Genomic DNA, 24,793 nt, shown 5'->3' with positions numbered 1-24,793 from the left:
CGCTATTCCGGTGGTCGCTTCGCGGCGACTTTCGCTTTCGCGCGCGCCAATGCAGCGGCTACCGCGGGCGGCAGTGCCGACGTCGCCGCGACCGCCGAGGTCCGCACCGCTGCACCGGCCCGCTTGCGCGCACGCGCGTCCGCACGCTCCGAGAGCCGCGCCTGCCGCGCACGATAGCGCTCCCGCGCGCCCAGCGCGCGCAGACGTTCGTCGCGCGCGGCGATCACGATCTGCGCGCGCTTCCGGCAATCGGCGCATGGCGCTTCGACCGCTTCCGGCCGCGCATCCAGCAGCCCGAGCGTCAGCGCGCGGTCGATGTCATCCACCGCAAGCGCTTCGGCGAGCGCATGCAACGTGTCGTCCACGCATGCGCGGCAGGAAGTCATCGCCCGCTGAAACCCGGCTTGCGCCGTTCGAGGAACGCCTTCGTGCCTTCGCGCATGTCGTCGGTCGAAAAGATCAGGCCGAACTGCGCGCTTTCGTATTCGAGACCTTCCTCGATGCCGCATTCGCCGCCGACGTTCACGCAGTCGAGCATGCCGCGCAGGGCGAGCGGCGCCGACGTCGCCAGCTGTTCCGCAAGTTTCATGGTGTCGGCTTCGAGGTCCGCGGCCGGGACCACGCGGTTCACGATGCCCAGCGCCAGGGCGCGGGTGGCGTCGATCGGCGCGCCGAGCAGACAGAGTTCCAGCGTCGCGGCGCGGCCGGCAAGACGCAGCAGCCGCTGGGTGCCGCCGAAGCCCGGAATCAGGCCCAGGTTGATCTCGGGCTGGCCGACCTTGGCGGTGTCGGCAGCGATGCGCAGGTGACAGGCCATCGCCAGTTCCAGGCCGCCGCCCAAGGCGAAACCGTTGATCATCGCGATGACCGGCTTCGGCATTTTCTCCATCCGCCGCATCATCCGGGTGCCGCGCAGGGAGAAATCCCGGCCCTCGGCCGGGCTCAGGCCACTCATTTCGGCGATGTCCGCCCCGGCCACGAACGCTTTCGGCCCGCTCCCCGTCAGTACCACCACGCGCACCGCTGGGTCTTCTGCCGCAGCGTCGAAGGCGATGTGGAGGGCATCCAGGGTGGCGGCGTTCAGTGCGTTCAAGCGTTCAGGGCGATCGATGGCGATGCGGCGGATCACGCCGTGGCCCTCGACAGGGCGGTCTTCGATCAGCAGAAGCGGGGTGGTCGGAGCGGGTGCGCTTGCGGGGTCTGGGGTCATGAGGGTATCGGTCGTGGGAAGGGTGCCGCCCTGGAGCGACGCGGGAACTTGCGCGCATCCGGGCCGGTCAGAGGCCCGTCCTCAGTGGCGGTTAAGTGCTACGGACAGTATCCTAGCCTGTCGTTTGAAGAGTCCACCCCGGGGCGGCCCTGCCGCCCCATTCCATGCCGGAGTCTCCCGGCAAATCCACTCTTGGAGAGTTACTGAATGAAGTTGCGTCTGCTCGCCGCCGCCACCCTTGCGGCACTGGCTTTGACCGCGGGTGCGGCCTCGGCCCAGGACACCACGTCCGAGAAGGGCAAAATCAGCTACGCCCTCGGTTATCGCGCTGGCCTCGACATCGCCCGAGTGATCGGCAGCGGCGAACCGGTCGACATGGCCACCGTGATGAAGGCGTTCCAGGACGCCACCAGTCGCAAAGATCCGGCCGTCGCGCCGGAGCAGCTCGGCGCCGCGATGCAGGGCCTTCAGGGCCGCATGGTCGCCAAGGCCAAGGCCGAGCTGGAGAAGCGCGCCGCCGAAAACAAGACCAAGGGCGACGCGTTCATGGCCCAGAACAAGGGCAAGTCGGGCGTCAAGGTGCTGGCCAGCGGCGTGCAGTACCGCGTGATCGAGCCCGGCAACGGCGCCAAGCCGACCCAGGCCAATCAGGTCACCGTCGAGTTCAAGAGCACGCTGCCGGACGGCACCGTTGTCGCCGATACCAGCGTTCCGAGCGAAGGTCAGCCGGCCGGTCCGGTGACCGTGCGCCTGAGCGAGATTCCGCTGCCGGGCCTGCGTGAAGCGCTGCAGATGATGCCCACCGGCGCACGTTGGGAAGTGGTCCTGCCGGGCAGCGCCGCGCACGGCACCACGGTCGATCGCGCCGGCGAAATGGCCAACCAGGTCGTGCTCTTCAACATCAAGCTGGTCACGGTCGGTCCGGTCGTCGCCGCACCGGCGCCGGCTCAGCCGCGCAATTGATTCTGCGGGGATCCGCTATCGGATCCTCATGCAGGGCACTTTCGTACGGACGATCCATCCTCACGCCGGCCTACTGCCGGCGTGATGTTTTCAGCCCTACACGCATGACCACTGTCCAGCCCGTTCTCACTCCCTGTATCGGCGTCTGCACGCTCGATCCCGCCGGTTTTTGCGACGGCTGTTTCCGAACCGGCGACGAAATCGCGGACTGGCTGTCCATGTCGAAAACAGAGCGGTTGTACATGATGGATGTCGTGCTGCCCGCCCGCGAGGCGCGCTTGGCTGCCGGCCTGCCGCTGCAGGACGCATCCGCATGATGGAGAGACTCCCCGCGCTCTCCCATGCACTGCATCCGCTCGCTGCGATGCCGTGCGCCGCCCCTTGGAATTTCGAGGAATTGGCCGATCTGCTCGGCGATGCGCCTGCCGTCGAGGCTGCGGTGCTGGTCGGTCTGGTTCCGCGCGACAACGGATTGCGGGTGTTGTTGACCCGACGCACCGACAGTCTGCGTCATCATGCCGGCCAGGTGAGTTTCCCGGGCGGCAGGATCGAAGCCGAAGACCGCGATGTCATCACCGCCGCGCTGCGCGAAGCGCACGAGGAAATCGGTCTGGATTACGCGCTCGCGACGCCGCTGGGTTTTCTCGATCCGCTGATCACCATCACCGGTTTCCGGGTGTTGCCGGTGGTCGCACGGATCGATCCGGATTTCGTGGCCACGCCCGATCCGGGCGAAGTGGCGGAAGTATTCGAAGTCGACCTCGATTTTCTGATGCATCCGGACAATCTGGAGCAGGTCGCGATCGAATACCGCGGTCGCGCGCGTCACGTGTTGCAATTCCGCCGGCCACCGCAGGCCCCGCATCAGCGGATCTGGGGCGTGACCGCCTCCATATTGTTCAATCTCCGCGAACGGCTGGCGCAGGCAGGGAACCCATGAACGATACGAGCCGGAACCGCTGGACGACGCTGGTCGATGCCGAGTCGCTGGCTGGGCGTCCCGGTTCCGACGATCTGAGGATCTTCGACTGCCGGTTCGCGCTGATCGACACTGCGGCAGGCGAAGCCGCCTGGCGCGAGTCGCATCTGCCCGGGGCGCAGTACGCGCATCTCGATCGCGATCTGTCCGGCCCGCATCGTGCCGGTGCCGGTCGACACCCGTGGCCCGATGTCGATGCGTTCTGCGATTGGCTGGGTCGCTGTGGCGTGACGCCCGCGACGCAGGTCGTTGCCTACGATGCCGGCGACGGCGCGTTCGCGGCGCGGTTGTGGTGGTTGCTGCAAGTGCTGGGGCATCGCGATGTCGCGGTGCTCGACGGCGGATGGGCACGCTGGTCCGCGCTGGGTTTACCCGCCGATCGGGCAACGCCCGCGATCTCCCCGACGCACTACCGCAGCGCGTTCGATCAGGATCGCCTGCTCGGTGCGGAAGTGATTGCGCAGCGCCTTGCGGCCGGCGATCTGCTGCTCGATGCGCGGGCTCCGGAACGATTTCGCGGCGAAGTCGAGCCCATCGATCCCGTCGCTGGTCATGTGCCGGGCGCGAACAATCGCCCGTATGCGTCCAACCTCAGCGAAGGCCGCTTCAAATCGGCCGCGCAGCTCGCGCAGGAATTCGTCGAACTCCTCGACGGACGCGATCCGCAGCGGCTCATCGCGATGTGCGGTTCCGGCGTGACCGCTTGCCATCATCTCCTGGCGATGACGCATGCCGGCTTGCCCGGCGCGCGCCTGTTCACCGGTTCGTGGAGCGGCTGGATCGAAGATCCGTCGCGGCCCGTCGCGACCAGCGATTGAATCCAAAGAAGCAGGGAGATCGAAATGCAAGTCGACGACAGCCGCATCGATGATCGTTTGCTCGACAGCATGCCCAACGCACTGATGCCGGTCGACATCTGGCACAACCCTGCCTGCGGTACGTCGCGGAATGCGCTCGCATTGATCCGGCATGTCGGCATCGAACCGAAGGTGGTCGATTATGTGGACACGCCGCCATCGAAACAGGTGTTGGCCGAAACCATCGCTGCCGCCGGTTTGACCGTGAGGGAGGCGATCCGCGAGAAAGGCACGCCTTACCTCGAACTCGGCCTCGACGTTCCGACGTTGGCGGACGACGAGTTGCTCGATGCGATGCTTGCCCACCCGATCCTGATCAACCGTCCGTTCGTGATCACACCGGTCGGCGTTCGCCTGTGCAGGCCTTCGGAAGTCGTTCTGGACATCCTGCCATCCTGCGACAAGCCGTTCGCCAAAGAGGATGGCGAAGTGGTGATCGACGCGAACGGTGTGCGGGTGCGCTGAACTCGCGCACCCGCACCGCGCTGTTTCAACGCGCTACTTTTGCGGACTCACTTCTTCAGCCTCGCCACGAGCGCATTGAGCGCCGCCTGCGTTTCCGGCTCCCACCACTGCTGCACGAAGCGCTCCAGATCGATGGTCTCCGGCGACAGCGCTTCCACCACCGCCGCTCGGGCGATGGCGCGCGTCTGCAGCATGGGCTGATGCGGCAGCTTGAGCAGCGCTTCCAGCCACGCCAACGCACGCGGTACGACGTGATCGACATCGACCAGTTCGTCGACCAGACCGATCTCCAGTGCGCGTTCGGCCGGCACCATCTCGCCTGCGATCAGCAGGCGCTCCGCACGATACTCGCCGACCACGCGACGCATCAGGCGCTGGATGCCTTCCGGCACCACCAGGCCGACCTGGGTTTCGTTCAGTCCCAGCGCGAACGGACGCGCCGGATCGGCGCTGCGCGCCATGACCCGGTAATCGCAGCACAACGCCAGCACGCAGCCGCCGGCCGGCGAGTGTCCGGTGAGCGCGGCGACCACCGGTATGCGGGATTCCGCGAGCAGGCGCGCGACGCCGAAAAAAGCCTGCCAGCATTCCAGCACCGCACGGCGGTCGTCGCCCAGCGACAGCAGGTAAGGCACATCGAGTCCGGCGGAGAAGATCTTCGGACTGCCGGCCAGGACCACGCCCCGTACACCGTCGTGGTAGGCGCTCTCCAGCGCGGCGATCAGTGCGCGGCACAAGTCCGGGTCGAGGGCGTTGACCGGTGGCCGCGCCAGGCGCAGACAGCGGATCGCACCGAAGTCCTCGATCTGTACCAGGGCGGGCCGGGTTGCGGTTGTGTCGGTCATTGCGGTCATCGCGTCCAGAGATTCGGTCGGGAGGCTTTATCATAGGCGCATGAACGCATTTGCCTACCGCCTCGCTGCTGCTGTCGTTTTCGCCATGGTCCTGTCGGCGCCGGTCGCCGCGCGCGACTGTCGTCCGCAGGTGCGCGAGGGATGGGTCCGGATGCCGCCCAGCGGCATGTCGATGAAATCGATGCCGACGATGGCCGGCTTCGGCCGGATCGTGAATCACTGCTCGACGCCGGCGACGATCCTGTCCGCGCGCAGCCCTTCATTCGCAAGCGTCGAGCTGCACGAAACCCGGGTCGTCGACGGCGTCAGCAAAATGCGCCCGGTGCCATCCCTGCGCGTCGCACCGGATGGGGCCGCAATCCTCCGGCCGGGTGGCATGCACCTGATGCTGATGCGTCCGGGTGCGGCGCTCAAGGCGGGCAGCAGGATCGTGGTCGAGTTCGAATTGGCCGGCGGCGGCACGCTGCTTGGCGAGTTCGAGGTGCGCAAGCCGGAACTTTGAGATGCGTGCGTTCGTGGTCTTTGCTGCGTTGTTCTCGTGCGCGCAGGCACAGGTTTCCTTTGCGGCAGGCGATTGCGCAGGCGATGAAACGGATCCCGGACAGCGCGCATGCCTGGAAACGCACGCGATCAAGAGCAGAGGCGAAGTCGAACGCATCGAGGGGCAGCTCCGCTCGCGGATCACGCTCTGGGAGCAGGGTCCCGCGGTTGTTCGCCGGTCCCTGGCATTGTTCGAGCAGGATCGCGTCGCTTATCGCGCCTATCGACAGGCGCATTGCGCATTGCAGGTTTCCAGCGCCGTCGGCAGCGATGACGTCAGCGATCGACGCTACGCATGCGAAGTGGATCTCGATCGTGGTCGGGTTGCGACCATCAAGGTGGCGCTGGACGGATTCGATCCGGGAGACTGAGCCCTCGCCGTTCCATCGTACAAGCGCACCGCGTCAGGGTGTTTCACGCGGCGTTCGTTTTTCCTTGACGCATGCCGCCGCGCGTACCGCATCCGGCAATGGCACCGGGCGACCGTTGGCCAGCTCGATCCAGACCAGCACGGAGTGGCCATCGGCGTACAGGCGATCGTCTTCGCCGATGATGCGGTGGCCGAGCGTGAGGCTGGAGTTGCCGATGCGTTCGGTCAACAGTTCGACGAACACGCGCGCCGGATAGGGGATCGGCAGCCGGTAGTTCATCTGTACCGAAGCCAGCAGCGGGATGCGACCGTTGGACAGCCAGTCGCTGCCCGTGCTTTCGAACCAGCGGATCCGCGCCTCTTCCACATAGGTCATGAAATTGGCGTTGTTGACGTGATTGAACGCGTCGAGATCGCGCCAGCGCAGATCGAGCGGCATGCGGAACAGGATCGTGGGCGACTCCCCGTTCCGATCGGCGTCGGTTTGGGAACGCTGGCTCATGCCTGCTTTTTCCGGGGTTTGGTTTTGGTGGTGGTACCGGCTTTGGCGCGGGTGTTGCCGATGGGTTTGCCAGCGGCCTTGGCAGTCGTCTTGACGGGGGCCTTGGCTGGTGTTTTCGTTTTCCTGGGCGGCAGCGCGCGCTCGTCCTTCGAGATCATCGACGCTTTCGACGCGGTGGTCTTGCGCGCAGCCTGCGTCGGATCGAGCACGTGCGCAAGGAAGCGTCCGGTGTGCGATGCCTCGACGGCGACCAGTTCCTCGGGCGTGCCTTCGGCGATGATCTCGCCGCCGCGATGACCGCCTTCGGGACCGAGATCGATCACCCAGTCGGCGGTCTTGATTACATCCAGGTTGTGCTCGATCACGACGATGGTGTTGCCTTCGTCGCGCAGCTTGTGCAACACCGTCAGCAGATGCTCGATGTCGTGGAAATGCAGGCCGGTGGTCGGCTCGTCGAGGATGTACAGCGTGCGCCCGGTGTCGCGGCGCGACAGTTCCTTCGACAGTTTCACGCGCTGCGCCTCGCCGCCGGACAACGTGGTCGCCGGTTGGCCAAGACGGATGTAACTCAGGCCCACATCCACCAGCGTCTCGAGTTTGCGCGCGATCGACGGCACGGGCTCGAACAGTTTCAGCGCATCCTCGACCGTCATTTCCAGCACATCGCGGATGCTGCAGCCCTTGTAGAGGATTTCCAGCGTCTCGCGGTTGTAGCGTTTGCCGTGGCAGACATCGCAGGGCACGTAGACGTCGGGCAGGAAGTGCATCTCCACTTTGATCAGACCGTCGCCCTGGCAGGCTTCGCAACGTCCGCCACGCACGTTGAAGCTGAAACGCCCGGGCGAATAGCCGCGTGCGCGCGCTTCGGGTACCTGCGCGAACAGTTCGCGCAGCGGCGTGAACAGGCCGGTGTAGGTCGCCGGATTGCTGCGCGGGGTGCGTCCGATCGGCGACTGGTCGATGTCGACGACCTTGTCGAACAGATCCAGTCCTTTCACTTCGCGGTACGGCGCCGGCTTGTGCGAGGCGCCGTTGATCTCGTTTGCGGCCAGTGAATACAGCGTGTCGTTGATCAGCGTCGATTTGCCCGAGCCGGACACCCCTGTGACCGCAGTGAACAGTCCCGCGTGCAGAGTCAGATCGACGTTCTTGAGATTGTTGCCCGACGCGCCGCGCAGCGTGAGCTTCATCTTGGGATTGGGTTTGTGGCGATGCGCGGGAATCTCGATGCGCCGCTTGCCGCTGAGGTACTGGCCGGTGATCGAGCGCGGCGCCTTCAGCAGATCGTCGAAGCTGCCCTGAGCGACGACTTCGCCGCCGTGCACGCCTGCGCCCGGGCCGATATCGACGACATGGTCGGCGAGTCGGATCGCGTCTTCGTCGTGTTCGACCACGATCACGGTGTTGCCCAGATCGCGCAGGCGCGTGAGTGTGCCGAGCAGGCGCTCGTTGTCGCGCTGGTGCAGGCCGATGGATGGTTCGTCGAGCACGTACATCACGCCGACCAGACCCGCGCCGATCTGCGAGGCCAGGCGGATACGCTGCGCTTCGCCGCCGGACAGCGTGTCGGCTTTTCGTTCGAGGGTCAGGTAATCGAGGCCGACATCGACCAGGAAGTTCAGGCGTTCGCGGATTTCCTTGACGATCTTGGTCGCGATCTCGCCGCGCCAGCCGGGCAGGGCGAGTGCGCTGAAGAAATCCAGCGTTTCATCGATCGGCAGGATCACGATCGACGGCAATGCGCGGTCGGCGATGAAGACATTGCGCGCGGCGCGATTCAGGCGCGCGCCGCTGCAGTCGGGGCAGGGGCGTTCGCTGATGTACTTCGACAGTTCTTCGCGGACCGCCGCCGATTCGGTTTCGCGGTAGCGGCGCTCCAGGTTCGGAATGATGCCTTCGAACTTGTGTTTGCGCTGGGTGCGACCGCCGGTGTCGGTGAGGTAGCTGAAGGCGATGACTTCGTTGCCGCTGCCGTGCAGGACCGCGTGCTGGGTGGTGGCTTCGAGTTCGTTCCAGTGCGTATCGACGCTGAAGCCGTAGTGCTTGGCCAGCGATTGCAACAGTTGGAAGTAGTAGACGTTGCGGCGGTCCCAACCGCGCACCGCGCCTGCGGCCAGCGACAGTTCCGGATGCACGACGACGCGCGTCGGGTCGAAGAACTGGCTCACGCCCAGGCCATCGCAACTCGGGCAGGCGCCGACCGGCGAGTTGAACGAGAACAGCCGCGGTTCCAGTTCCGGCAGCGAGTAGTCGCAGACCGGACAACTGTATTTCGACGAGAACAGCAGCGGTGCGGCGTTGGCGTCGTCGAGCGACTGCACCATCGCCATGCCGTCGCCAAGCTTCAGCGCGGTCTCGAAGGATTCGGCGAGGCGTTGCTTCAGATCGTCGCGTGGCTTGAAGCGATCGATCACCGCTTCGATGGTGTGTTTCTGGCGCAACGTCAGCGGCGGTACCGCGTCGATTTCATGCAGCACGCCGTCCACGCGGACACGGACGTAGCCCTGCGCACGCAACTGCTCGAACACCTGCGCGTGCTCGCCCTTGCGTTCGCGGATCACCGGCGCCAGCAGCATGTAGCGCTGCTCGCGGGTCTTGCCGTCGTTGCCGAGGGCAAGTACCTGGTCGACCATCTGGCTGACGGTCTGCGCTTCGAGCGGGAAATGATGGTCCGGGCAGCGCGGCGAGCCCACGCGCGCGTACAGCAGGCGCAGGTAGTCGTAGATTTCGGTGATGGTGCCGACGGTCGAACGCGGATTGTGCGAGGTCGATTTCTGTTCGATCGAAATCGCAGGACTGAGCCCTTCGATGTGATCGACATCGGGCTTCTCCATCACGCTCAGGAACTGGCGCGCGTACGCCGACAGCGACTCGACGTAGCGGCGTTGGCCTTCGGCGTAGATGGTGTCGAACGCCAGCGACGATTTGCCCGAACCGGACAAGCCGGTGATCACGATCAACTTGTCGCGCGGCAGATCGAGATCGATGTTCTTCAGATTGTGGGTACGCGCTCCGCGGATGCGGATGGTGTCCATGGCCATGGTGCGGGGAGAGGTCCTGGCTTAAGGGGATGCCGATGCGCTCCCGGAAGTGGTAACGGGCGACGCGTGGGCAATCCGCAAGCGTAACCAGCCGCCCCGGCCAGAGCAAATCCACGGAAGATGCGGTTCCGCCTGCATGGCCGAACCGTTCAAGATCCGATCATCTCACCAGTTCGAATCTCATCGCTGCGCCTTCCGGTGGCAGAACGGCGCCCTCCACCGGCGTGCCGTCGGTGTTTTGCCCCCAGCCTCGGGTGTCGATGACCGCCGGGCTGATGCCGTTCAGGATCAGCTGCACCTTCAATGCTTCTGCGCGCTGCTTGGACAGGAACATGTCGTTGCCGGTATCGGCCGTTGCGACCACGGGGCCGACGATCAGTAGCCGTGTTCCCGCAGGCGCGCTGCGGATGGCATCGGCGGCCTGGACGACCAGGGCAAGACTGTCGTTGCTGACCTCCCCGCTGCCGGGTTTGAATTGCACGGGCATCTGGTTCAGGCTCTTGGCCAGAGCTTCAGGCGAGAGCTTCGCCGGCATCGCGGCGGGGTCCGCCGGCAGTTCGAACAGTCCCTGCAGACGCGCGCCGGGGAATGCCTGTTCGGCCGCTGCGCGGAGCGCGCGACGCTGGTCGAGGCTGGGATTGCCGCTGAGCACGACGGTATCGCCTTCGAAGCTCACGGCGGCGCTGGTGACCGTCGAGAAGGCTTTCATGAATTCCGCAAGCCCCGGCAGCCATGGTGCCGGGCGTGCCACGTTGTCCATCAGGATGTCGCCGCCCGCGCGGTTGGGGCCGTAGGCAGCGAGCAACGCCTGTTCGATCTTGGTTTTCGTCGCGGCGTTGTCGACGGTGCCGTCGAAACGGATCCGGCTGCTGTTGTCGACCACGCTCAGCATCGCATCGAAGGGTTCGCGTTCGATGGTCGGCGCTTTGGGGGCCGGCGCTGGTGCGCGGTCGCAGGCAGCGATGGCAACCGTCGCGAGCAGGATCAGCAGCAAGCTGCGGATATGACCGGAACGGGAAAAGAACGAATCTGCCATCGGATTCTCGCGAGGAAAAATGAATGAGGGGATTGTCCGGCCGGTTGCCGGAAACCTCCCCCTGCGCGCGGCAGGGGGAGGGTGTTGCGGTGTCGCAGGTCTTGCCTGTAGCGCTTACTTGGCCGACGTGTAGGTGACCGAGACGTCGTTCGAGCACTCGGCGGTGCCCTGGTTGCAGATCTTGTACGTCATGGTGCCGGTGCCGACGATCCGGAAGTTGTCGGTGAAGGTGTAGGCGTTGCGACGGCTGTTGTAGATCAGGCCATTGCGGTAGATGTCCACCTGCTTCTTGCCGTGCTGCCAGGTGAGCGTCACTTTGGTCCGGTGATTGGCCAGTTGTTCGGCCGTGGCGGCCTGCTTGTACGGGTAGTTCGCGTCGACAAAGCTGGGGTACAGCGAGATGCCCGCTGCAGCGCTGAAGCCACGGATGTACACGTACCAGGTGCCGCTCTGCGGCGCCGGGAAGAAGCAGGTTTCGTCGTTGCCGAAGCGGAACGGACGGCAGTCGTACAGGCTGGTGGTCGGCTCGGAGGCGCGACGGACGTACATGTCGCCATCGCCCGTGCCGCCGTACGTGGCCAGCAGCAGATGGCTGGCGCCGTTCGGCACTTCCAGCTGATAGCGGACCCATGCGCCAGAAGCGACGCTGATACCGGTAACGGCGACGCCATTCTGCAGCTCGATGGCCGGCGGCGGCGGCGGTGCAGGCGGCGGATCGGCCGGCAGCGGGTTGGTGCCGTTGGCGACCAGCACGGCGGCATGGGCATCGACGATACCGGTACCGCAGGGCACGGCGTAGCTGCAACCACCCGGGAATCCACCATTGGCATAGGCGGTGTTCTCGAGGATCTTCTTCACCTGCGCCGGGGTCTTCGGCGTTGCCGAGGCCGACTGGATCAGCGCCACGATACCGGCAACGTGCGGAGCCGCCATCGAGGTGCCGGCATTCCAAGCGTAGCCTTCAGCGCCCTGGGTGGTGAGACCGAGGTTGTAGGTCGACAGGATATTGTCTGCCGCGGGGTTGAAGCCGCTGCCACCGGGTGCGGCGACATCGACAACGGGGCCGTAGCTCGAATACGAAGCCTTGGTGCCGGTCGGGCCGACCGCCGAAACCGCGATCACGTTGTTGCAGCTCGCGGGCGTCAGGTTCTGGGCATCGCCACCGGAGTTGCCGGCAGCAACGACGATCGTCGTACCGCGGGCGACTGCTGCGTCGATGGCCGTCTGCCATGCCGTGCTGCAAGCGCCGCCGCCGCCGAGGCTGAGATTGATCACTTCGGCCGGATTGGCATTGGCGGGCACGCCAGCGACAGTGCCGCCCGAAGACCAGGTGATCGCGTCGAGGATGTCGGAGGTATAACCGCCGCCCACGCCGAGCACGCGCACGGGCAGGATCTTGGCATCGGGTGCTACGCCAGCCGTACCGGCGCCGTTGTCGGTCTTGGCGCCGATGGTGCCGGCGACATGGGTGCCGTGCCAGCTGCTGTCGTAGTAGTAGTCGTAATCGCCCGGATCGTTCGGGTCGGCGTCGCGACCATCGCCGTCGGCAGCGGTCGGGATATCAGCGATGAAGTCGTAACCCGGGACCAGCTGGCCCGCGAACTCGGTGTGCGGGGTGATGCCGGTGTCGAGCACGGCGACCACGGTGCCGGCGCCCTTGGTGATGTCCCATGCCGGCTCGGCATTGATGCCGCCAGCGCCGTTCTTGTAGTGCCACTGTTGTGCGTACAGCGTGTCGTTCGGCACGAACAGACGCTTCACCCGGACGTCCGCCTCGACCGCAATCACGTTCGGGTCTTTCATGATCTCGATCATCAGCTGCTTGGAGGCGGCGAGGTCGAGCTTGGTGCTGGTACGGATGAGCTGCGCGCCTGTGGACAGGACGCGGGCACCGCGCACGTTGTAGCCGAGGGCCGTCGAAGCATTGGCGAACGTCGCCTGACGGGTCGCTGCAGTGGAACGCGTATTGCCGGCATAGGTGACGATGAAGCGGTCGGACAACTCTTCCTGAGAGGCCGCGCGGGTGGCTACCGACGTCTTGTCGACGATCGGCACCCGGCTACCCGACCACGCCACGGGGGCGACGATAGCGGCTGCGGCAATGGCGAGTGCGGTGAGTTTCAGGGCATTGTGTTTTTGGGGTCGAATCATGTTGCACAGCTCCTTCATGCATGGTGCCTGCACAAATCGGGCAGACGTCGTTGAAGCGGACCTACTGGATAAGCCGACGATGTACCGACGGCGTTGGAACCGTCCCCCTGTGGTGATGACTTCCGACTGCGGGACAGGATGGAGGGGTGTCGGCGAGCGCCGGCGACCCGAGGACTCATCGGATGGCTGCGAGCGCGGCGCGGCGCCTGCGAGCGGTTGAAATGGGCTGCCACGATCTGTGTGGCGTATTTGTCGTCCGCGCGCTGCAGGCCCGGCTTGAGAACCCTGTGGAGGCGAACGCCCCCCCGAAGGCTTCGGAATGACTCGAAAGCATCGAAATTCAATCTCCCTGTACGCGATTGCATTGAAAACGGCCGTGAAAGCGGCTGCGATCACTGCGGCATATGGGAATACGCCAGCAGCCGCCCCTGTGCTGCCGCACAGCCTCTTGCAAACCTGAACTGAGGCTATCCTCACGCACCGTCTGTGACAAGTGCCTCCACGGGGCAGGAACCAAGTGCCCGCAGACAGTGGAAACGAGAGGGGGATCTCGTGCTTTCGTACGTCTTCCGCCGCCGGCAGCGGCCATTTCGGCCCTCAAGCGCCGGGCCAATCGTTTCCGTGCCGGGCCAAAGCTTGCGATGGCTCCCGCAAGTCATTAAAATCCCGCCTCTTTCCGTCCGCTTGGACGGTTGCAAGTGAGACATGTTCCATCCAATAACTACAGAGGAATCCCGTTCATGTACGCAGTTCTGGTCACAGGCGGTAAGCAATACCGCGTGATGCAAGGCGAGACGCTCCGCGTCGAGCTGCTCGAAGCCGAAGCCGGCAGCGAGATCACATTCGACAATGTTTTGATGCTGGGCGACGGCGAGGGCGTGACTCTCGGCGACGCGCTCAAGGGCGCCAGCGTGACCGCGACGGTGATCGGCCACGGCCGCGCCGACAAGATCCGCATCGTCAAATTCCGCCGTCGTAAGCACCATCGCAAGCAGATGGGCCATCGCCAGCATTACACCGAAATCCAGATCACCGGCATTGCCGGTGGCAACAAGTAAGGAGAAGCCGCCATGGCACATAAAAAGGGCGTAGGTTCCTCGCGCAACGGCCGCGACTCCAACCCGAAATATCTCGGCGTGAAGCTGTTCGGCGGCCAGGCCGTCGATGCCGGCAACATCATCGTCCGTCAGCGCGGTACCCAGTTCCACCCGGGTTCGGGCGTCGGCCTCGGCCGCGACCACACGCTGTTCGCGCTGGTCGACGGCAAGGTCGAGTTCTCGGTCAAGGGTCTGAAGAAACGTCGCACGGTCAGCGTTGTCTGATCGCCGTACCTATTCGCGAGAGGCCCCGCTTCGGCGGGGCTTTTCGTTTGTGAGCCCGTACGGTCGCTTCTCCCAGACTTCACCGATCGCTGTCAGAATCTGACTGTCAGAATCGCGTCAACCACCAGCGGAACGCCATGAAACTCGTCGACGAAGCCGAAATCAACGTCACTGCCGGCAACGGCGGCAACGGCTGCGTCGGTTTCCGGCGCGAAAAATTCATTCCGCTCGGTGGTCCGGACGGCGGCGATGGTGGTGCCGGCGGCAGCGTCTGGATCGAAGCCGACGAAAACCTCAACACACTGGTCGATTTCCGCCACCAGCGCGCGTTCCGCGCCCAGCGCGGCGAGAACGGCATGGGCAGCCAGCGGTACGGCAAAGGCGGCGAAGACCTGGCCATCACCGTGCCGGTCGGTACCGTGATCATCAACGTCGAGACCGATGAGACCATCGGCGACCTGACCCGCCACGGCCAGCGCCTGCTGGTCGCGCAGGGCGGCAAGGGCGGCCTTGGCAACATGCATTTCAAGAGCTCGGTGAACCGCTCGCCGCGCAAAGCGCTGCCGGGGCTGCCGGGCGAAGAGCGCAGGCTCAAGCTGGAATTGAAGCTGTTGGCCGATGTTGGCCTGCTGGGCTTCCCGAATGCCGGCAAGAGCACTTTCATCCGAGCGGTATCGGCGGCGACGCCGAAGGTCGCGGATTATCCGTTCACCACGCTGTATCCGAATCTGGGCGTGGTCAGCGTCGAGCAGTACCGCAGCTTCGTGATCGCCGATATCCCGGGCCTGATCGAAGGCGCTGCCGACGGTGCCGGTCTGGGCAGCCTGTTCCTGCGCCATGTCCAGCGCACGCGCTTGTTGCTGCATCTGGTCGATATGGTGCCGATGGAAGGTGGCGTGGAAGCGACGCCGGCCGAGCAGGTGCGTGCAATCGAACACGAACTGCAGAAATACGATCCCGCGATGCTCGAAAAACCGCGTTGGCTGGTGTTGAACAAAGCCGACCTGATGTTCGAGGACGAAGCGCGCGCGTTGGCCCAACAGGTCGTCGCGGAACTCGGCTGGACCCAGCCGTGGTTCCTGGTGTCGGCGCTGTCGCGCGAAGGCACTTGGCCGATCATGCTCGAAATCCAGAGCTTTTTCGATCGCATGAGAGAGGAACAGCTCGAAGCGGATGCCGAAGCCGAGGCGGCGGGCAAGACCGATGCGGATTGAAGCCGGAGTTGCGTCGCAGGCGCCGGCTCGCGCTGCGTGTGCAATAAAAAACCCGGCCGCAGCCGGGTTTTTTGATGCGGACGCAGTGCCTGGATCAGGCGGCCTTGATGGCCTTGATGCGTGCCGTCAGGCGGCTCTTGTGACGCGCAGCCTTGTTCTTGTGGATCAGCCCGCGCGCGCTGAAGCGGTCGAGAATCGGCTGGGCGACGGCGAAAGCGGCTTCGGCGCCGGCAGCGTCGTTGGCTTCGAGAGCTTTCAGCACTTTCTTGACGGCGGTGCGGAGCATGGAGCGCTGAGCGGTATTGCGCGCGTTGCGCACGACGGTCTGCTTGGCGCGCTTCTTGGCGGACTTGATGTTGGCCACGATGGAATCCTGGGGTTATCGGTTGGGTCGGGAGGTGTGGAACCGAGCGGTTCTTTCGCTGCCAAGTCGCGTGAATCGAGAAAGCAGCATGCATTGAGAGGGCAGGCCGCCGCTATGCGGACAGCTAGACAGAAAATTATGGGCGATTCAGTGGGTTGGGTCAACTGGCTTGGACAAGAGGGGCGGTCATGAGCGCTCCCGGCCCCAAGGAGGTGTCCCGAGGCGGGCTACTGAGGTCGACTTCGATCTTCAGCGCCATGACCCTGCTGTCGCGCATCGCCGGCTTCGCCCGCGATGCCCTGCAGTCCCGCATCTTCGGCAGTTCGGCTGCGATGGACGCCTTCGTCATCGCCTACCGTATCCCGAATTATCTGCGCCGGATCTTCGCCGAAGGTTCCATGCAGATGGCGTTCGTGCCGGTGCTGAACGAGATCCGCGAACGCGGCGACCAGGCGGCGCTGAAGGAATTCGTCGACCGGATGGCCGGGGCCCTGTTTTCGGTGGTGTTCGTGGTTTCCGGGATCGGCATGCTGGCCGCCTCCCTGATTGCCGCCATGTTCGCGCCCGGCTCCATGGACGAACCCGAGAAATTCGCCCTGATCGTGCAGATGCTGCGGATCACGTTCCCGTACCTCGTGTTCATCTCGATGATGGCGCTCGTGGCTTCGGTGCTGAACAGCTTCGGCAAGTTCGCGCTGCCGGCAGTGACCCCGGTGCTGCACAACCTCACCGTGATCTCGGCGATGCTGTGGTTGGCGCCACATTTCGAAGTGCCCGCGAAAGCGCTGGCCTGGGGGGTCCTGGCGGCCGGCATCCTGCAGCTGATGGTGCTATGGCCTGCATTGGGCCGATTGGGGCTGCGGCCCAGGCTGAAGCCCGGATTCAAGCATCCGGATGTACGCCGGGTTGCCAAACTGATGGTGCCGACGCTGTTCTCGTCCTCGGTGGCGCAGTTGAACCTGCTGGTCGGGACGATCTTCGCTTCGGTACTCGCGACCGGCAGCCAGACCTGGCTGTACCTGTCCGACCGACTGGTCGAATTCCCGCTGGGGCTGTTCGGGGTGGCGATCGGAACGGTGATCCTGCCGCATCTCTCCCGTCGCCATGCGGCGACCGATGCCGAGGGTTATTCGGCCGCGCTCGACTGGGGCCTGCGGTTGGCGCTGCTGGTCGGCGTGCCGGCCGCGCTGGGGCTGTTGCTGCTGGCGGAGCCGCTGACTTCGGTGGTCTATCAGGGCGGCAAATTCACCGCGCACGACACGCGGATGGCGGCGATCAGCCTCAGCGCGATGAGCATCGGCATTCCTGCGTTCATGCTCAGCAAGGTGCTCTCGCCCGCGTTCTACGCCCGCCAGGACACCAGGACCCCGATGCGCGCGGCGATCTACACCGTCATCGCCAACGTGGTGATGACGATCGCGTTCACCTTGCCGCTGTGGCTGAACAAGATCGATGGCGCGCACGGCGGGATCGCGCTGGCCACAGGGCTGGCCGGGATCTTCAACGCCTGGCTGCTGTGGCGATACCTGCGTCGCGACGGTCTGCTGAGACCGCAGCCGGGCTGGGGCAAACATCTGTTGAGGATCGCGAGCGGCTGTGTCGCGATGACGGCGGCGGTGCTTGCGATCTCGTATAGGGTCGGCGACTGGACCGCCATCGCCAGCCCTTGGCATCGGGTTGGCTGGCTGCTGGCGGTCGTCGCTGCGGGGGCGCTGGCTTACGGTGTCGCCTTGATCGCGATGGGATTGAGGCCGCGCGACCTGCGTCATTAGAGGCCAGAATCTGTCGCGTCTCGCTATACTTTGGAATTCATTGAACTTTGGCTGTCCGCGCCTCCGGCCGGACAGTACGGACCCGGATGACTGAATTGTTCCGCGACCTCGACGGCAGGCCGCTGTGCCCGGACGGCAGCGTGGTCTGTATCGGCGCCTTCGACGGCCTGCACATCGGCCATCGCGCACTGGTGGGCCATGCGGTCGCGCGCGCCCGTGCGTTGGATGTGCCTGCGGTCGCGCTGAGTTTCGAGCCCTTGCCGCGCGAATTCTTCGCCGGCGATACGCCGCCGCCGCGCCTTCAGTTGCCGCGCATGAAGCTGACAGCATTGGCTTCGCTGGGGATCGATCGGGTCGGCTTGCTGCGTTTCAACGCGGCGCTGGCCAGCATGTCGTCCGAGGATTTCGCCCAGCGACTGCTGGTCGCACGGCTGCGGGCGTGCGAAATCTGGGTCGGCCCTGATTTCCGTTTCGGTCGCGCGCGTGCCGGCAATCTCGATCTGCTCCGGAAGATGGGCGGCGAACTTGGATTCTCCGCCGATACCATCGCGCCGGTCGAAATCGACGGCATGCCGGTGTCCAGCACCCGCATCCGCGCGGCGCTGCAGAGCGGCGATTTCGCCACGGCGACGCGATTGCTCGGCAAGCCCTATTCGATCGCCGGTCGAGTGGTGCACGGTAAACAACTCGGCCGGACGCTCGGTTATCCGACCGCAAACCTCCGCTTCGCCAACAAGACGCCTGCGTTGCGCGGCATCTACGCGACCCGGGTGCATGGTGTGGGCGCCAAGCCGTGGCCGTCGGTCTCGAGTTTCGGCACGCGTCCCACCGTGGACGGCAAGGAACCGCTGCTGGAGGCGCATCTGTTCGATTTCGACGGTGATCTCTACGGCAAGCTGATCGAGATCGAATTCGTCGCGCGCCTGCGCGACGAGGAGAAATTCCCTGATCTGCCGACCCTGGTCGTGCAGATGGACCGCGACGCAGCGCAGGCGCGGCATATCCTGATGAACACGACCGAACGAGTGCCCGCGTGAGCGATCAAGACAGCATTGCAGACAACCAGCGATACAAAGCCACGATCCACCTGCCGGCTACGGAATTCCCGATGCGCGGCGATCTGCCGAAGCGTGAGCCCGACACGTTGGCGCGCTGGGAGCGCGAGCGGCTGTACATGCAACTGCGCGAGAAAGCCAGAGGCCGGCCGACATTCGTGCTGCACGACGGCCCGCCGTATGCCAACGGTTCGATCCATCTCGGTCACGCGGTCAACAAGATCCTCAAGGACATCATCGTCAAATCGAAGACGATGGCCGGCTTCGATGCGCCGTATGTGCCGGGTTGGGACTGTCACGGTCTGCCGATCGAACTGGCGGTCGAGAAAAAGCACGGCAAGGTCGGCGTGAAGCTCGATGCAGCGGAATTCCGCGCGAAGTGTCGCGAGTACGCGAACGAACAGATCGACATCCAGCGTCGCGATTTCAAGCGTCTTGGGGTGCTTGGCGACTGGGAAAACCCGTACCGCACGCTCGACTTCGCGTTCGAAGCCAACGAAATGCGCGCGCTGGCGAAAGTCATCGAGAACGGTCATCTGCTGCGCGGCGTGAAACCGGTGTACTGGTGCTTCGACTGCGGATCGGCGCTGGCCGAAGCCGAGATCGAATACGAAGACAAACAGTCGCCCGCAGTGGATGTGGCCTATGCCGCGCGCGATCCGCGTGCGCTGGCGGCGAAGTTCGGCGTCGGCATCGACGATGATGTCTCTGTCGCCGTGCCGATCTGGACCACGACGCCGTGGACGCTGCCGGCATCGCTGGCGGTATCGCTGGGCCCGGATCTGGAATATGCGCTGGTCGAAGGCCCGGCGCGCGAAGGCAAACGTCAGCTGCTGGTGCTCGCTGAAGGGCTGGTTGCCAAAGCGCTGCAGCGCTACGGCGTCGAAGATATGACTGTGCTGGGTCGTGCGCACGGTGAGGCGCTCGAAAGCATCGTGTTGGCGCATCCCTTCTACGCGGAACGCGATATCCCGCTGATCCTGGGCGACCACGTGTCCGCCGAAGACGGCACCGGTGCGGTGCATACCGCGCCCGGCCACGGTCAGGAAGACTTCGCGGTCGGCCTGAAATACGGCCTGGTCGAGCAATACACGGCTGCGCAGCTCAACCCGGTCGATGGTCGCGGCGTGTATCTGCCGTCGACGCCGCCGCTGGGCGAGATCGTGCTCGCGGGCATGCACATCTGGAAGGCCAACGAGGTCATCGTCGAAGCGCTGCGCGGCATCGGCGCGCTGTTGGCGCACCACGATATCCGCCACAGCTATCCGCACTGTTGGCGGCATCACAAGCCGGTGGCGTTCCGCGCCACGCCGCAGTGGTTCGTCTCGATGACCCAGGCGAATCTTCGCGATGACGCGCTGGACGCGATCAAGCAGGTCGAGTGGTTCCCCGGATGGGGCGAGGCGCGCATCGCCGGCATGATCGATGGTCGTCCGGATTGGACCATCTCGCGTCAGCGCACCTGGGGGGTGCCGATCGCGCTGTTCGTGCATCGCGAAACCGGCGAACCGCATCCGAATTCTCCGGCGCTGATGCGCCAGGTCGCCGAACGCGTCGAACGAGAAGGCGTCGACGCGTGGTACGCGCTGGACGCCGCCGATCTGCTCGGTGAATTGGCGGGCGATTACGACAAGGTCACCGATATTCTCGACGTGTGGTTCGACTCGGGCGTCACCCACGACTGCGTGCTTGCGCAGCGGCCACAGGATGGCCTGCGCAAGCCGGCCGATCTGTATCTGGAAGGCTCCGACCAGCATCGCGGCTGGTTCCAGAGCGCGTTGCTGACCGGTGTCGCGATCGACAAGGCCGCGCCATACCGGCAGTGCCTCACGCATGGATTCACGGTCGATCAACACGGCCGCAAGATGTCGAAGTCGCTCGGCAACGGTATCGATCCGCAGGACATCATGAAGACCCTGGGCGCCGACATCCTGCGCCTGTGGATCGCCTCGGCCGACTACACCAACGAGATGACGCTGTCGCAGGAAATCCTCAAGCGCAATGCCGACGTTTACCGTCGCCTGCGCAACACCGCGCGCTTTCTCCTCGGCAATCTGCACGGCTTCGACCCGGCGGTGCATCTGGTCGCGCACGAGGACATGCTGGCGCTCGATCGCTGGATCGTGCATCGCGCCGATGCGCTGCAGCACCAGATCGCGAACGCCTATCGGCGCTACAATTTCGCCGAGATCGTGCAGGCGCTGATCAATTTCTGCAGCGTCGACCTCGGGTCGCTGTATCTCGACGTGACCAAGGACCGCCTGTACACGATGCGCGAGGATTCGCGCGGCCGTCGCAGCGCGCAGAGCGCGATGTACCGCATCAGCGAAGCCTTCGTGCGCTGGGTCGCGCCGATCCTCAGCTTCACCGCCGACGAAATGTGGCAGCACCTGCCGGGCGAACACGAAGAGAACGTGCTGTTCGCGACGTGGTACGACGGTTTGGCGCCTATAAAAGACAGCAACCGTTTGCACGCTAATGAGCGACCAATCGCTGAGATATTCGACGAAGTGATGCGTACGATATCTGCTGATCGTTTAGGAGTTAGTGAGCAGCCAGCAATTGATAAAGTTCATTATCCTAATCGTATCGGGATGGCCGAAAGTTTTGACCGTCTGCTCGCGCTGCGCGAACAGGTCGCGAAGACGCTGGAGCCGATGCGCGCCAGCGGCGAGATCGGTGCCGCGCTCGATGCCGAAATCACGATCCACTGCGGTGCTGAAGACTTCGTTTGGCTGTCGCCGCTTGCCGATGAATTGCGATTCTTCTTCATCAGTGGCGACGTAACGGTGGTGCAGGGTGTCGATGCGGTTTCAGCGATCGTCAGTGCCAAGCCCAAATGCATTCGCTGCTGGCACCACCGCGACGATGTCGGCTCGCACGCCGATCACCCCGAGATCTGCGGTCGCTGCGTGAGCAACGTCGAAGGTCCGGGAGAAGAAAGGAAGTGGTTCTGATGCTCTTGATTCGGTTCTTTGACTTTGATTGTCATCCCCGCGCAGGCGGGGATCCAGCGTCTTTGCTCTCCGCACCTTGAAGTCACTGGATTCCCGCCTGCGCGGGAATGACGGTGTTTTGATGCGCCATCGGATTTCGGCAGTCGCACGATGACCCAAATACCAAAACCACACGCCCCCAAACCCAACGCCCTCATCTGGCTGCTGCTGTCCGCAGTGGTGATCGGCCTCGACCAATGGTCGAAGCAGTGGGTGCTGAACAGCCTGCCCGAGTACCAGGCGGTGACGGTGATCGAGGGCTATTGGAACTGGTTCCGCAGCTACAACACCGGCGCGGCGTTCAGCTTCCTCGCCGATGCCGGTGGCTGGCAGAAATACGTGTTCGCGGCGCTCGCGCTGGTCATCAGCGGGGTGCTCGCATACTGGCTGTCGCGAACCGCGCGCGGGCACTGGCGCGAGGCGCTGCCGTTCTCGCTGGTGATCGGCGGTGCATTGGGCAATCTGATCGACCGGCTGATGCATGGCCACGTGATCGACTTCATCCAATGGCACTGGAAAGAGGTTTATTACTATCCCTCGTTCAATATCGCCGATTCCGCCATCGTCGGTGGCGCCATCGCGTTGATGCTGTTCGGCGTGTTCGGCGGACGCAAGAAGCCCGTCGATGGCGTTGGGAGCGCATAATTTCCGCATGGACATCATCCTCGCCAACCCCCGCGGCTTCTGCGCAGGCGTCGACCGCGCGATCGAGATCGTCAAACGGGCGATCGAAACCCTCGGCGCGCCGATCTATGTCCGTCACGAAGTGGTCCATAACCGGTTCGTGGTGGAAGACCTGCGCCAGCGCGGCGCGGTTTTCGTCGAAGAGCTGGACGAAGTGCCGGACAACGCGACCGTGATCTTCAGTGCCCACGGCGTTTCCCAGGCCGTGCGCACCGAAGCCACGCGCCGTGGCCTGAAAGTCTTCGATGCCACCTGTCCGCTGGTGACCAAGGTCCATCTGGAAGTGGCCCGCCACTGCCGCGCCGGTCGCGACGTGGTGCTGATCGGCCACGCCGGTCATCCCGAGGTCGAGGGCACCATGGGCCAATGGTTGGCCGAAGCCGGCACAGGCAGGATCTATCTGATCGAGGACCTGGACGATGTCGAGCGCCTGCAGATCGCGCAGCCGCAGAATTTCGCCTACACCACCCAGACCACGCTGTCGGTGGACGATACCCGCGGGATCATCGATGCGCTCCGCGCCAAGTACCCGGACATGCAGGGGCCGCGCAACGACGACATCTGCTATGCCACCCAGAACCGTCAGGACGCCGTGCGCGAGCTGGCCGAGCGCTGCGATCTGGTGCTGGTGGTCGGCTCGCCCAACAGCTCCAACTCCAACCGGCTGCGCGAGTTGGCGGAGCGGGAAGGGGTGGAGGCCTATCTGATCGATGGGGCCGACGAAATCGACCCGCGCTGGATCGACGGTCGCAGGCATATCGGCGTCACTGCCGGCGCTTCCGCCCCCGATGTGCTGGTGCAGGGCGTGATCGCCAAGCTGCGCGAACTGGGGGCGGGTGGCCTGCGCGAACTGGCGGGGAAGCCGGAAGACATGGTGTTCGCGCTGCCCAAGGAACTGCGGGTGCAACTGATCGATTGACCGCAACCGCCCGGAAAACCTAGAATTGCGCTGCACCGCCGGAATAGCTCAGTTGGTAGAGCGCGTCATTCGTAATGATGAGGTCGTAGGTTCGATTCCTATTTCCGGCACCATGCAAGGCAAGCCGTCGACAAAAGCCCCGCAATCGCGGGGCTTTTGTTTTCAAACGCCGGAACTCCCGGTCTCGGGCCGATCATCCCGGCCGTGCGCTCGTCAAAGCCCGGCAACGCCGGTGATGAAGTTGCGGATCGTTGCCTGCGAGACGCGGGTGTAGATGCCGAACTTGTTCGGACGCGCGCAGCCTGTGCCCCAGCTGACGATGCCGGTCAGCACCGAGCCGCGCGTGAGCGGGCCACCGGAGTCGCCTTGGCAGGTATCGATGCCGCCGCTGTCGCGTCCGGCGCAGAGCATGCTCGTGGTGATCTGGCCGTTGTAGGAATTGGCGTCGTTGCAGTTGGTCCGGTCGACCAGCGGAAGCGAGACCTTCCTGAGGTTGATCGGGAAGCTGCCGCCTTCCGTCAATGCGCCCCAGCCGGTCGCGAGCATGTTGGTGCCTACGGTGCCGTCGGTCGTCGCCAGGCTTGCGAGCGGGATCCCGGTCGCCGAGGTGGAGAGCTGCCAAACGGCGACATCGTTGTTGAACGTGCCGGAATTCCAGCTCGGATGGATCACGATCCGGGTGACGTTGCGACGGACGCCGGTGCCATCGAGATTGCGGGTGCCGGTGAGCACCTGGACCTGTGCGGCAGTGACGAAATCGCTGCAATGCGCGGCGGTGATGACGTAGTTGGCCTTGTAAAGCGTACCGCCGCAGAACTGGGCGTTGAAGTTGTTGGCGACGTTCTTGGTGAGCAGCGCGACCTGGAACGGATTGTCCGCTGCGCCCGCGACGGTGCCGCCGACGATGCTGGGGGTGAGGATCTGATCGATATCGCTCCTGGTGAAGTCTGCCGGCATGGATTCGAGATTCCTCTCCATGACGCGCAGTTGCACGTATTCGCGCATCCAGTTTTTGGCGGGTTCCTGCGCCATGGCCGGCGCCTGTGCGAAACATGCCGCGAGCGCGACGAGCGCAAGCGCGAAGCGCCGCGATTGCCTGCGTGCGCTGCTGTTGGCGGATACGGATTTTCCTGATTCGATCGATGTGACAGTACGCATGTCTTCCTCCATTAAGATCTACGTGATTCCGAAGCATCGCGCCGTTGGTTCTCCTTGCGGCGTGATGATCGGTGTGCATGATGCACTTGGGAATGGCCCTCTCTTCCGGAATGCGCCACGTTCATGATCGGCAAACAGGATTGTGCAACCGTTGGATATGTCGTGCGGCTGGATCGATCTCACGATCAGACGCCGCGCATTGCCCGATTGAGCCGGGTCGATATGTCACATGCGTCGACCGCGTTGTCAATCGAATCATCATGGATAAACCATGATTTGCGACGGAGATCATTGATTTGCCTGTGGCGGAATGTGCCCGTCGATCCGTCGCGTTCAGCTGC

24 protein-coding genes and 1 tRNA gene are annotated in these 24,793 nt (G+C 64.4%); 16 read left to right on the top strand and 9 right to left on the bottom strand.

Features of this window, described 5'->3' with window-relative positions; genetic code table 11:
* Positions 1-2: 2 nt before the first annotated feature.
* Together HOP03_00770 and HOP03_00765 are read right to left on the bottom strand one after the other, a co-directional pair.
* Complete coding sequence (locus HOP03_00770) at positions 3-365, bottom strand: hypothetical protein (protein NOT86696.1); 363 nt, start codon at positions 363-365, stop codon at positions 3-5.
* A 17-nt stretch (positions 366-382) separates the two neighbouring features.
* Complete coding sequence (locus HOP03_00765; GenBank protein ID NOT86695.1) at positions 383-1,210, bottom strand: enoyl-CoA hydratase; 828 nt, start codon at positions 1,208-1,210, stop codon at positions 383-385.
* A gap of 207 nt (positions 1,211-1,417) precedes the next feature.
* Between HOP03_00765 and HOP03_00760 the strand changes: the two genes are divergently transcribed.
* The 5 genes from HOP03_00760 to arsC all read left to right on the top strand — a co-directional run bounded on the left by HOP03_00760 (position 1,418) and on the right by arsC (position 4,474).
* Entirely contained in the window at positions 1,418-2,173 is a 756-nt protein-coding gene (locus tag HOP03_00760; GenBank protein NOT86694.1) for an FKBP-type peptidyl-prolyl cis-trans isomerase, read from the top strand.
* 104 nt (positions 2,174-2,277) lie between these two features.
* Positions 2,278-2,490, top strand: a complete 213-nt coding sequence (locus tag HOP03_00755; protein ID NOT86693.1) for a DUF1289 domain-containing protein — start codon at positions 2,278-2,280, stop codon at positions 2,488-2,490.
* Complete coding sequence (locus HOP03_00750; GenBank protein ID NOT86692.1) at positions 2,487-3,113, top strand: CoA pyrophosphatase; 627 nt, start codon at positions 2,487-2,489, stop codon at positions 3,111-3,113. Before HOP03_00755 ends, HOP03_00750 begins: the two co-directional genes overlap by 4 nt.
* Complete coding sequence (locus HOP03_00745; protein NOT86691.1) at positions 3,110-3,970, top strand: sulfurtransferase; 861 nt, start codon at positions 3,110-3,112, stop codon at positions 3,968-3,970. The genes HOP03_00750 and HOP03_00745 overlap by 4 nt, the downstream gene beginning before the upstream one ends.
* Before the next feature lie 84 nt (positions 3,971-4,054).
* On the top strand, positions 4,055-4,474 hold the full coding sequence (gene arsC, locus HOP03_00740; GenBank protein NOT86690.1) for an arsenate reductase (glutaredoxin): 420 nt from the start codon (positions 4,055-4,057) through the stop codon (positions 4,472-4,474).
* A gap of 47 nt (positions 4,475-4,521) precedes the next feature.
* Here the strand turns inward: arsC and HOP03_00735 are convergent, their stop codons facing one another.
* Positions 4,522-5,319, bottom strand: coding sequence for an enoyl-CoA hydratase/isomerase family protein (locus tag HOP03_00735; protein ID NOT86689.1), 798 nt, complete (start codon positions 5,317-5,319; stop codon positions 4,522-4,524).
* Positions 5,320-5,368: 49 nt separating this feature from the next.
* On the opposite strand from HOP03_00735, the gene HOP03_00730 reads away from it, so the two are divergent.
* Positions 5,369-5,830 carry a copper chaperone PCu(A)C gene (locus HOP03_00730; GenBank protein ID NOT86688.1) on the top strand — a complete coding sequence of 154 codons (462 nt, stop codon included), beginning with the start codon at positions 5,369-5,371 and terminating at the stop codon, positions 5,828-5,830.
* 1 nt (position 5,831) lies between these two features.
* Positions 5,832-6,239, top strand: a complete 408-nt coding sequence (locus HOP03_00725) for a DUF1311 domain-containing protein (protein ID NOT86687.1) — start codon at positions 5,832-5,834, stop codon at positions 6,237-6,239.
* A 33-nt stretch (positions 6,240-6,272) separates the two neighbouring features.
* Here the strand turns inward: HOP03_00725 and HOP03_00720 are convergent, their stop codons facing one another.
* From HOP03_00720 to HOP03_00705, 4 genes are all read right to left on the bottom strand, one after another.
* Positions 6,273-6,740, bottom strand: coding sequence for an acyl-CoA thioesterase (locus tag HOP03_00720; GenBank protein NOT86686.1), 468 nt, complete (start codon positions 6,738-6,740; stop codon positions 6,273-6,275).
* The gene (gene uvrA / locus HOP03_00715) at positions 6,737-9,781 is read right to left on the bottom strand and encodes an excinuclease ABC subunit UvrA (GenBank protein NOT86685.1); all 3,045 of its coding nucleotides are present in this window, start codon (positions 9,779-9,781) and stop codon (positions 6,737-6,739) included. The genes HOP03_00720 and uvrA overlap by 4 nt, the downstream gene beginning before the upstream one ends.
* A 160-nt stretch (positions 9,782-9,941) precedes the next feature.
* Positions 9,942-10,817: an OmpA family protein gene (locus tag HOP03_00710; GenBank protein NOT86684.1), complete on the bottom strand. Its 876-nt coding sequence runs from the start codon at positions 10,815-10,817 to the stop codon at positions 9,942-9,944.
* 114 nt (positions 10,818-10,931) lie between these two features.
* Entirely contained in the window at positions 10,932-12,968 is a 2,037-nt protein-coding gene (locus HOP03_00705) for a S8 family serine peptidase (GenBank protein ID NOT86683.1), read from the bottom strand.
* 740 nt (positions 12,969-13,708) lie between these two features.
* Here HOP03_00705 and rplU point away from each other — a divergent pair.
* From rplU to obgE, 3 genes are all read left to right on the top strand, one after another.
* Positions 13,709-14,026, top strand: coding sequence for a 50S ribosomal protein L21 (rplU, locus tag HOP03_00700; GenBank protein ID NOT86682.1), 318 nt, complete (start codon positions 13,709-13,711; stop codon positions 14,024-14,026).
* Between the two features lie 12 nt (positions 14,027-14,038).
* Positions 14,039-14,290 (top strand): 50S ribosomal protein L27, encoded by a 252-nt coding sequence (gene rpmA, locus HOP03_00695; protein ID NOT86681.1) that lies wholly within the window; start codon positions 14,039-14,041, stop codon positions 14,288-14,290.
* 137 nt (positions 14,291-14,427) lie between these two features.
* A complete protein-coding gene (obgE, locus tag HOP03_00690) occupies positions 14,428-15,504 on the top strand; it encodes a GTPase ObgE (GenBank protein ID NOT86680.1) in 1,077 nt (358 codons plus the stop codon).
* Between the two features lie 94 nt (positions 15,505-15,598).
* Here obgE and rpsT read toward each other — a convergent pair whose 3' ends face one another.
* Positions 15,599-15,868 (bottom strand): 30S ribosomal protein S20, encoded by a 270-nt coding sequence (gene rpsT / locus HOP03_00685; GenBank protein NOT86679.1) that lies wholly within the window; start codon positions 15,866-15,868, stop codon positions 15,599-15,601.
* A 212-nt stretch (positions 15,869-16,080) separates the two neighbouring features.
* Here rpsT and murJ point away from each other — a divergent pair, with 212 nt between their 5' ends.
* From murJ to HOP03_00655, 6 genes are all read left to right on the top strand, one after another.
* Complete coding sequence (murJ, locus tag HOP03_00680; protein ID NOT86678.1) at positions 16,081-17,640, top strand: murein biosynthesis integral membrane protein MurJ; 1,560 nt, start codon at positions 16,081-16,083, stop codon at positions 17,638-17,640.
* An 86-nt stretch (positions 17,641-17,726) separates the two neighbouring features.
* Positions 17,727-18,677, top strand: coding sequence for a bifunctional riboflavin kinase/FAD synthetase (locus tag HOP03_00675; GenBank protein NOT86677.1), 951 nt, complete (start codon positions 17,727-17,729; stop codon positions 18,675-18,677).
* On the top strand, positions 18,674-21,652 hold the full coding sequence (gene ileS, locus HOP03_00670) for an isoleucine--tRNA ligase (protein ID NOT86676.1): 2,979 nt from the start codon (positions 18,674-18,676) through the stop codon (positions 21,650-21,652). The genes HOP03_00675 and ileS overlap by 4 nt, the downstream gene beginning before the upstream one ends.
* Before the next feature lie 150 nt (positions 21,653-21,802).
* Positions 21,803-22,336: a signal peptidase II gene (gene lspA / locus HOP03_00665; protein NOT86675.1), complete on the top strand. Its 534-nt coding sequence runs from the start codon at positions 21,803-21,805 to the stop codon at positions 22,334-22,336.
* Positions 22,337-22,343: 7 nt separating this feature from the next.
* A complete protein-coding gene (gene ispH, locus HOP03_00660; protein NOT86674.1) occupies positions 22,344-23,294 on the top strand; it encodes a 4-hydroxy-3-methylbut-2-enyl diphosphate reductase in 951 nt (316 codons plus the stop codon).
* A gap of 37 nt (positions 23,295-23,331) precedes the next feature.
* Positions 23,332-23,407 (top strand) — tRNA-Thr (locus HOP03_00655).
* Positions 23,408-23,507: 100 nt separating this feature from the next.
* Here the strand turns inward: HOP03_00655 and HOP03_00650 are convergent.
* The gene (locus HOP03_00650; protein ID NOT86673.1) at positions 23,508-24,452 is read right to left on the bottom strand and encodes a serine protease; all 945 of its coding nucleotides are present in this window, start codon (positions 24,450-24,452) and stop codon (positions 23,508-23,510) included.
* Positions 24,453-24,793: the final 341 nt, after the last annotated feature.

The organism is Lysobacter sp., from assembly GCA_013141175.1.
In the GTDB taxonomy this organism is placed as follows: domain Bacteria; phylum Pseudomonadota; class Gammaproteobacteria; order Xanthomonadales; family Xanthomonadaceae; genus Lysobacter_I.
The sequence above is the reverse complement of the archived record's forward strand: the minus strand, read 5'-3'. Positions and strand labels throughout refer to the sequence as shown.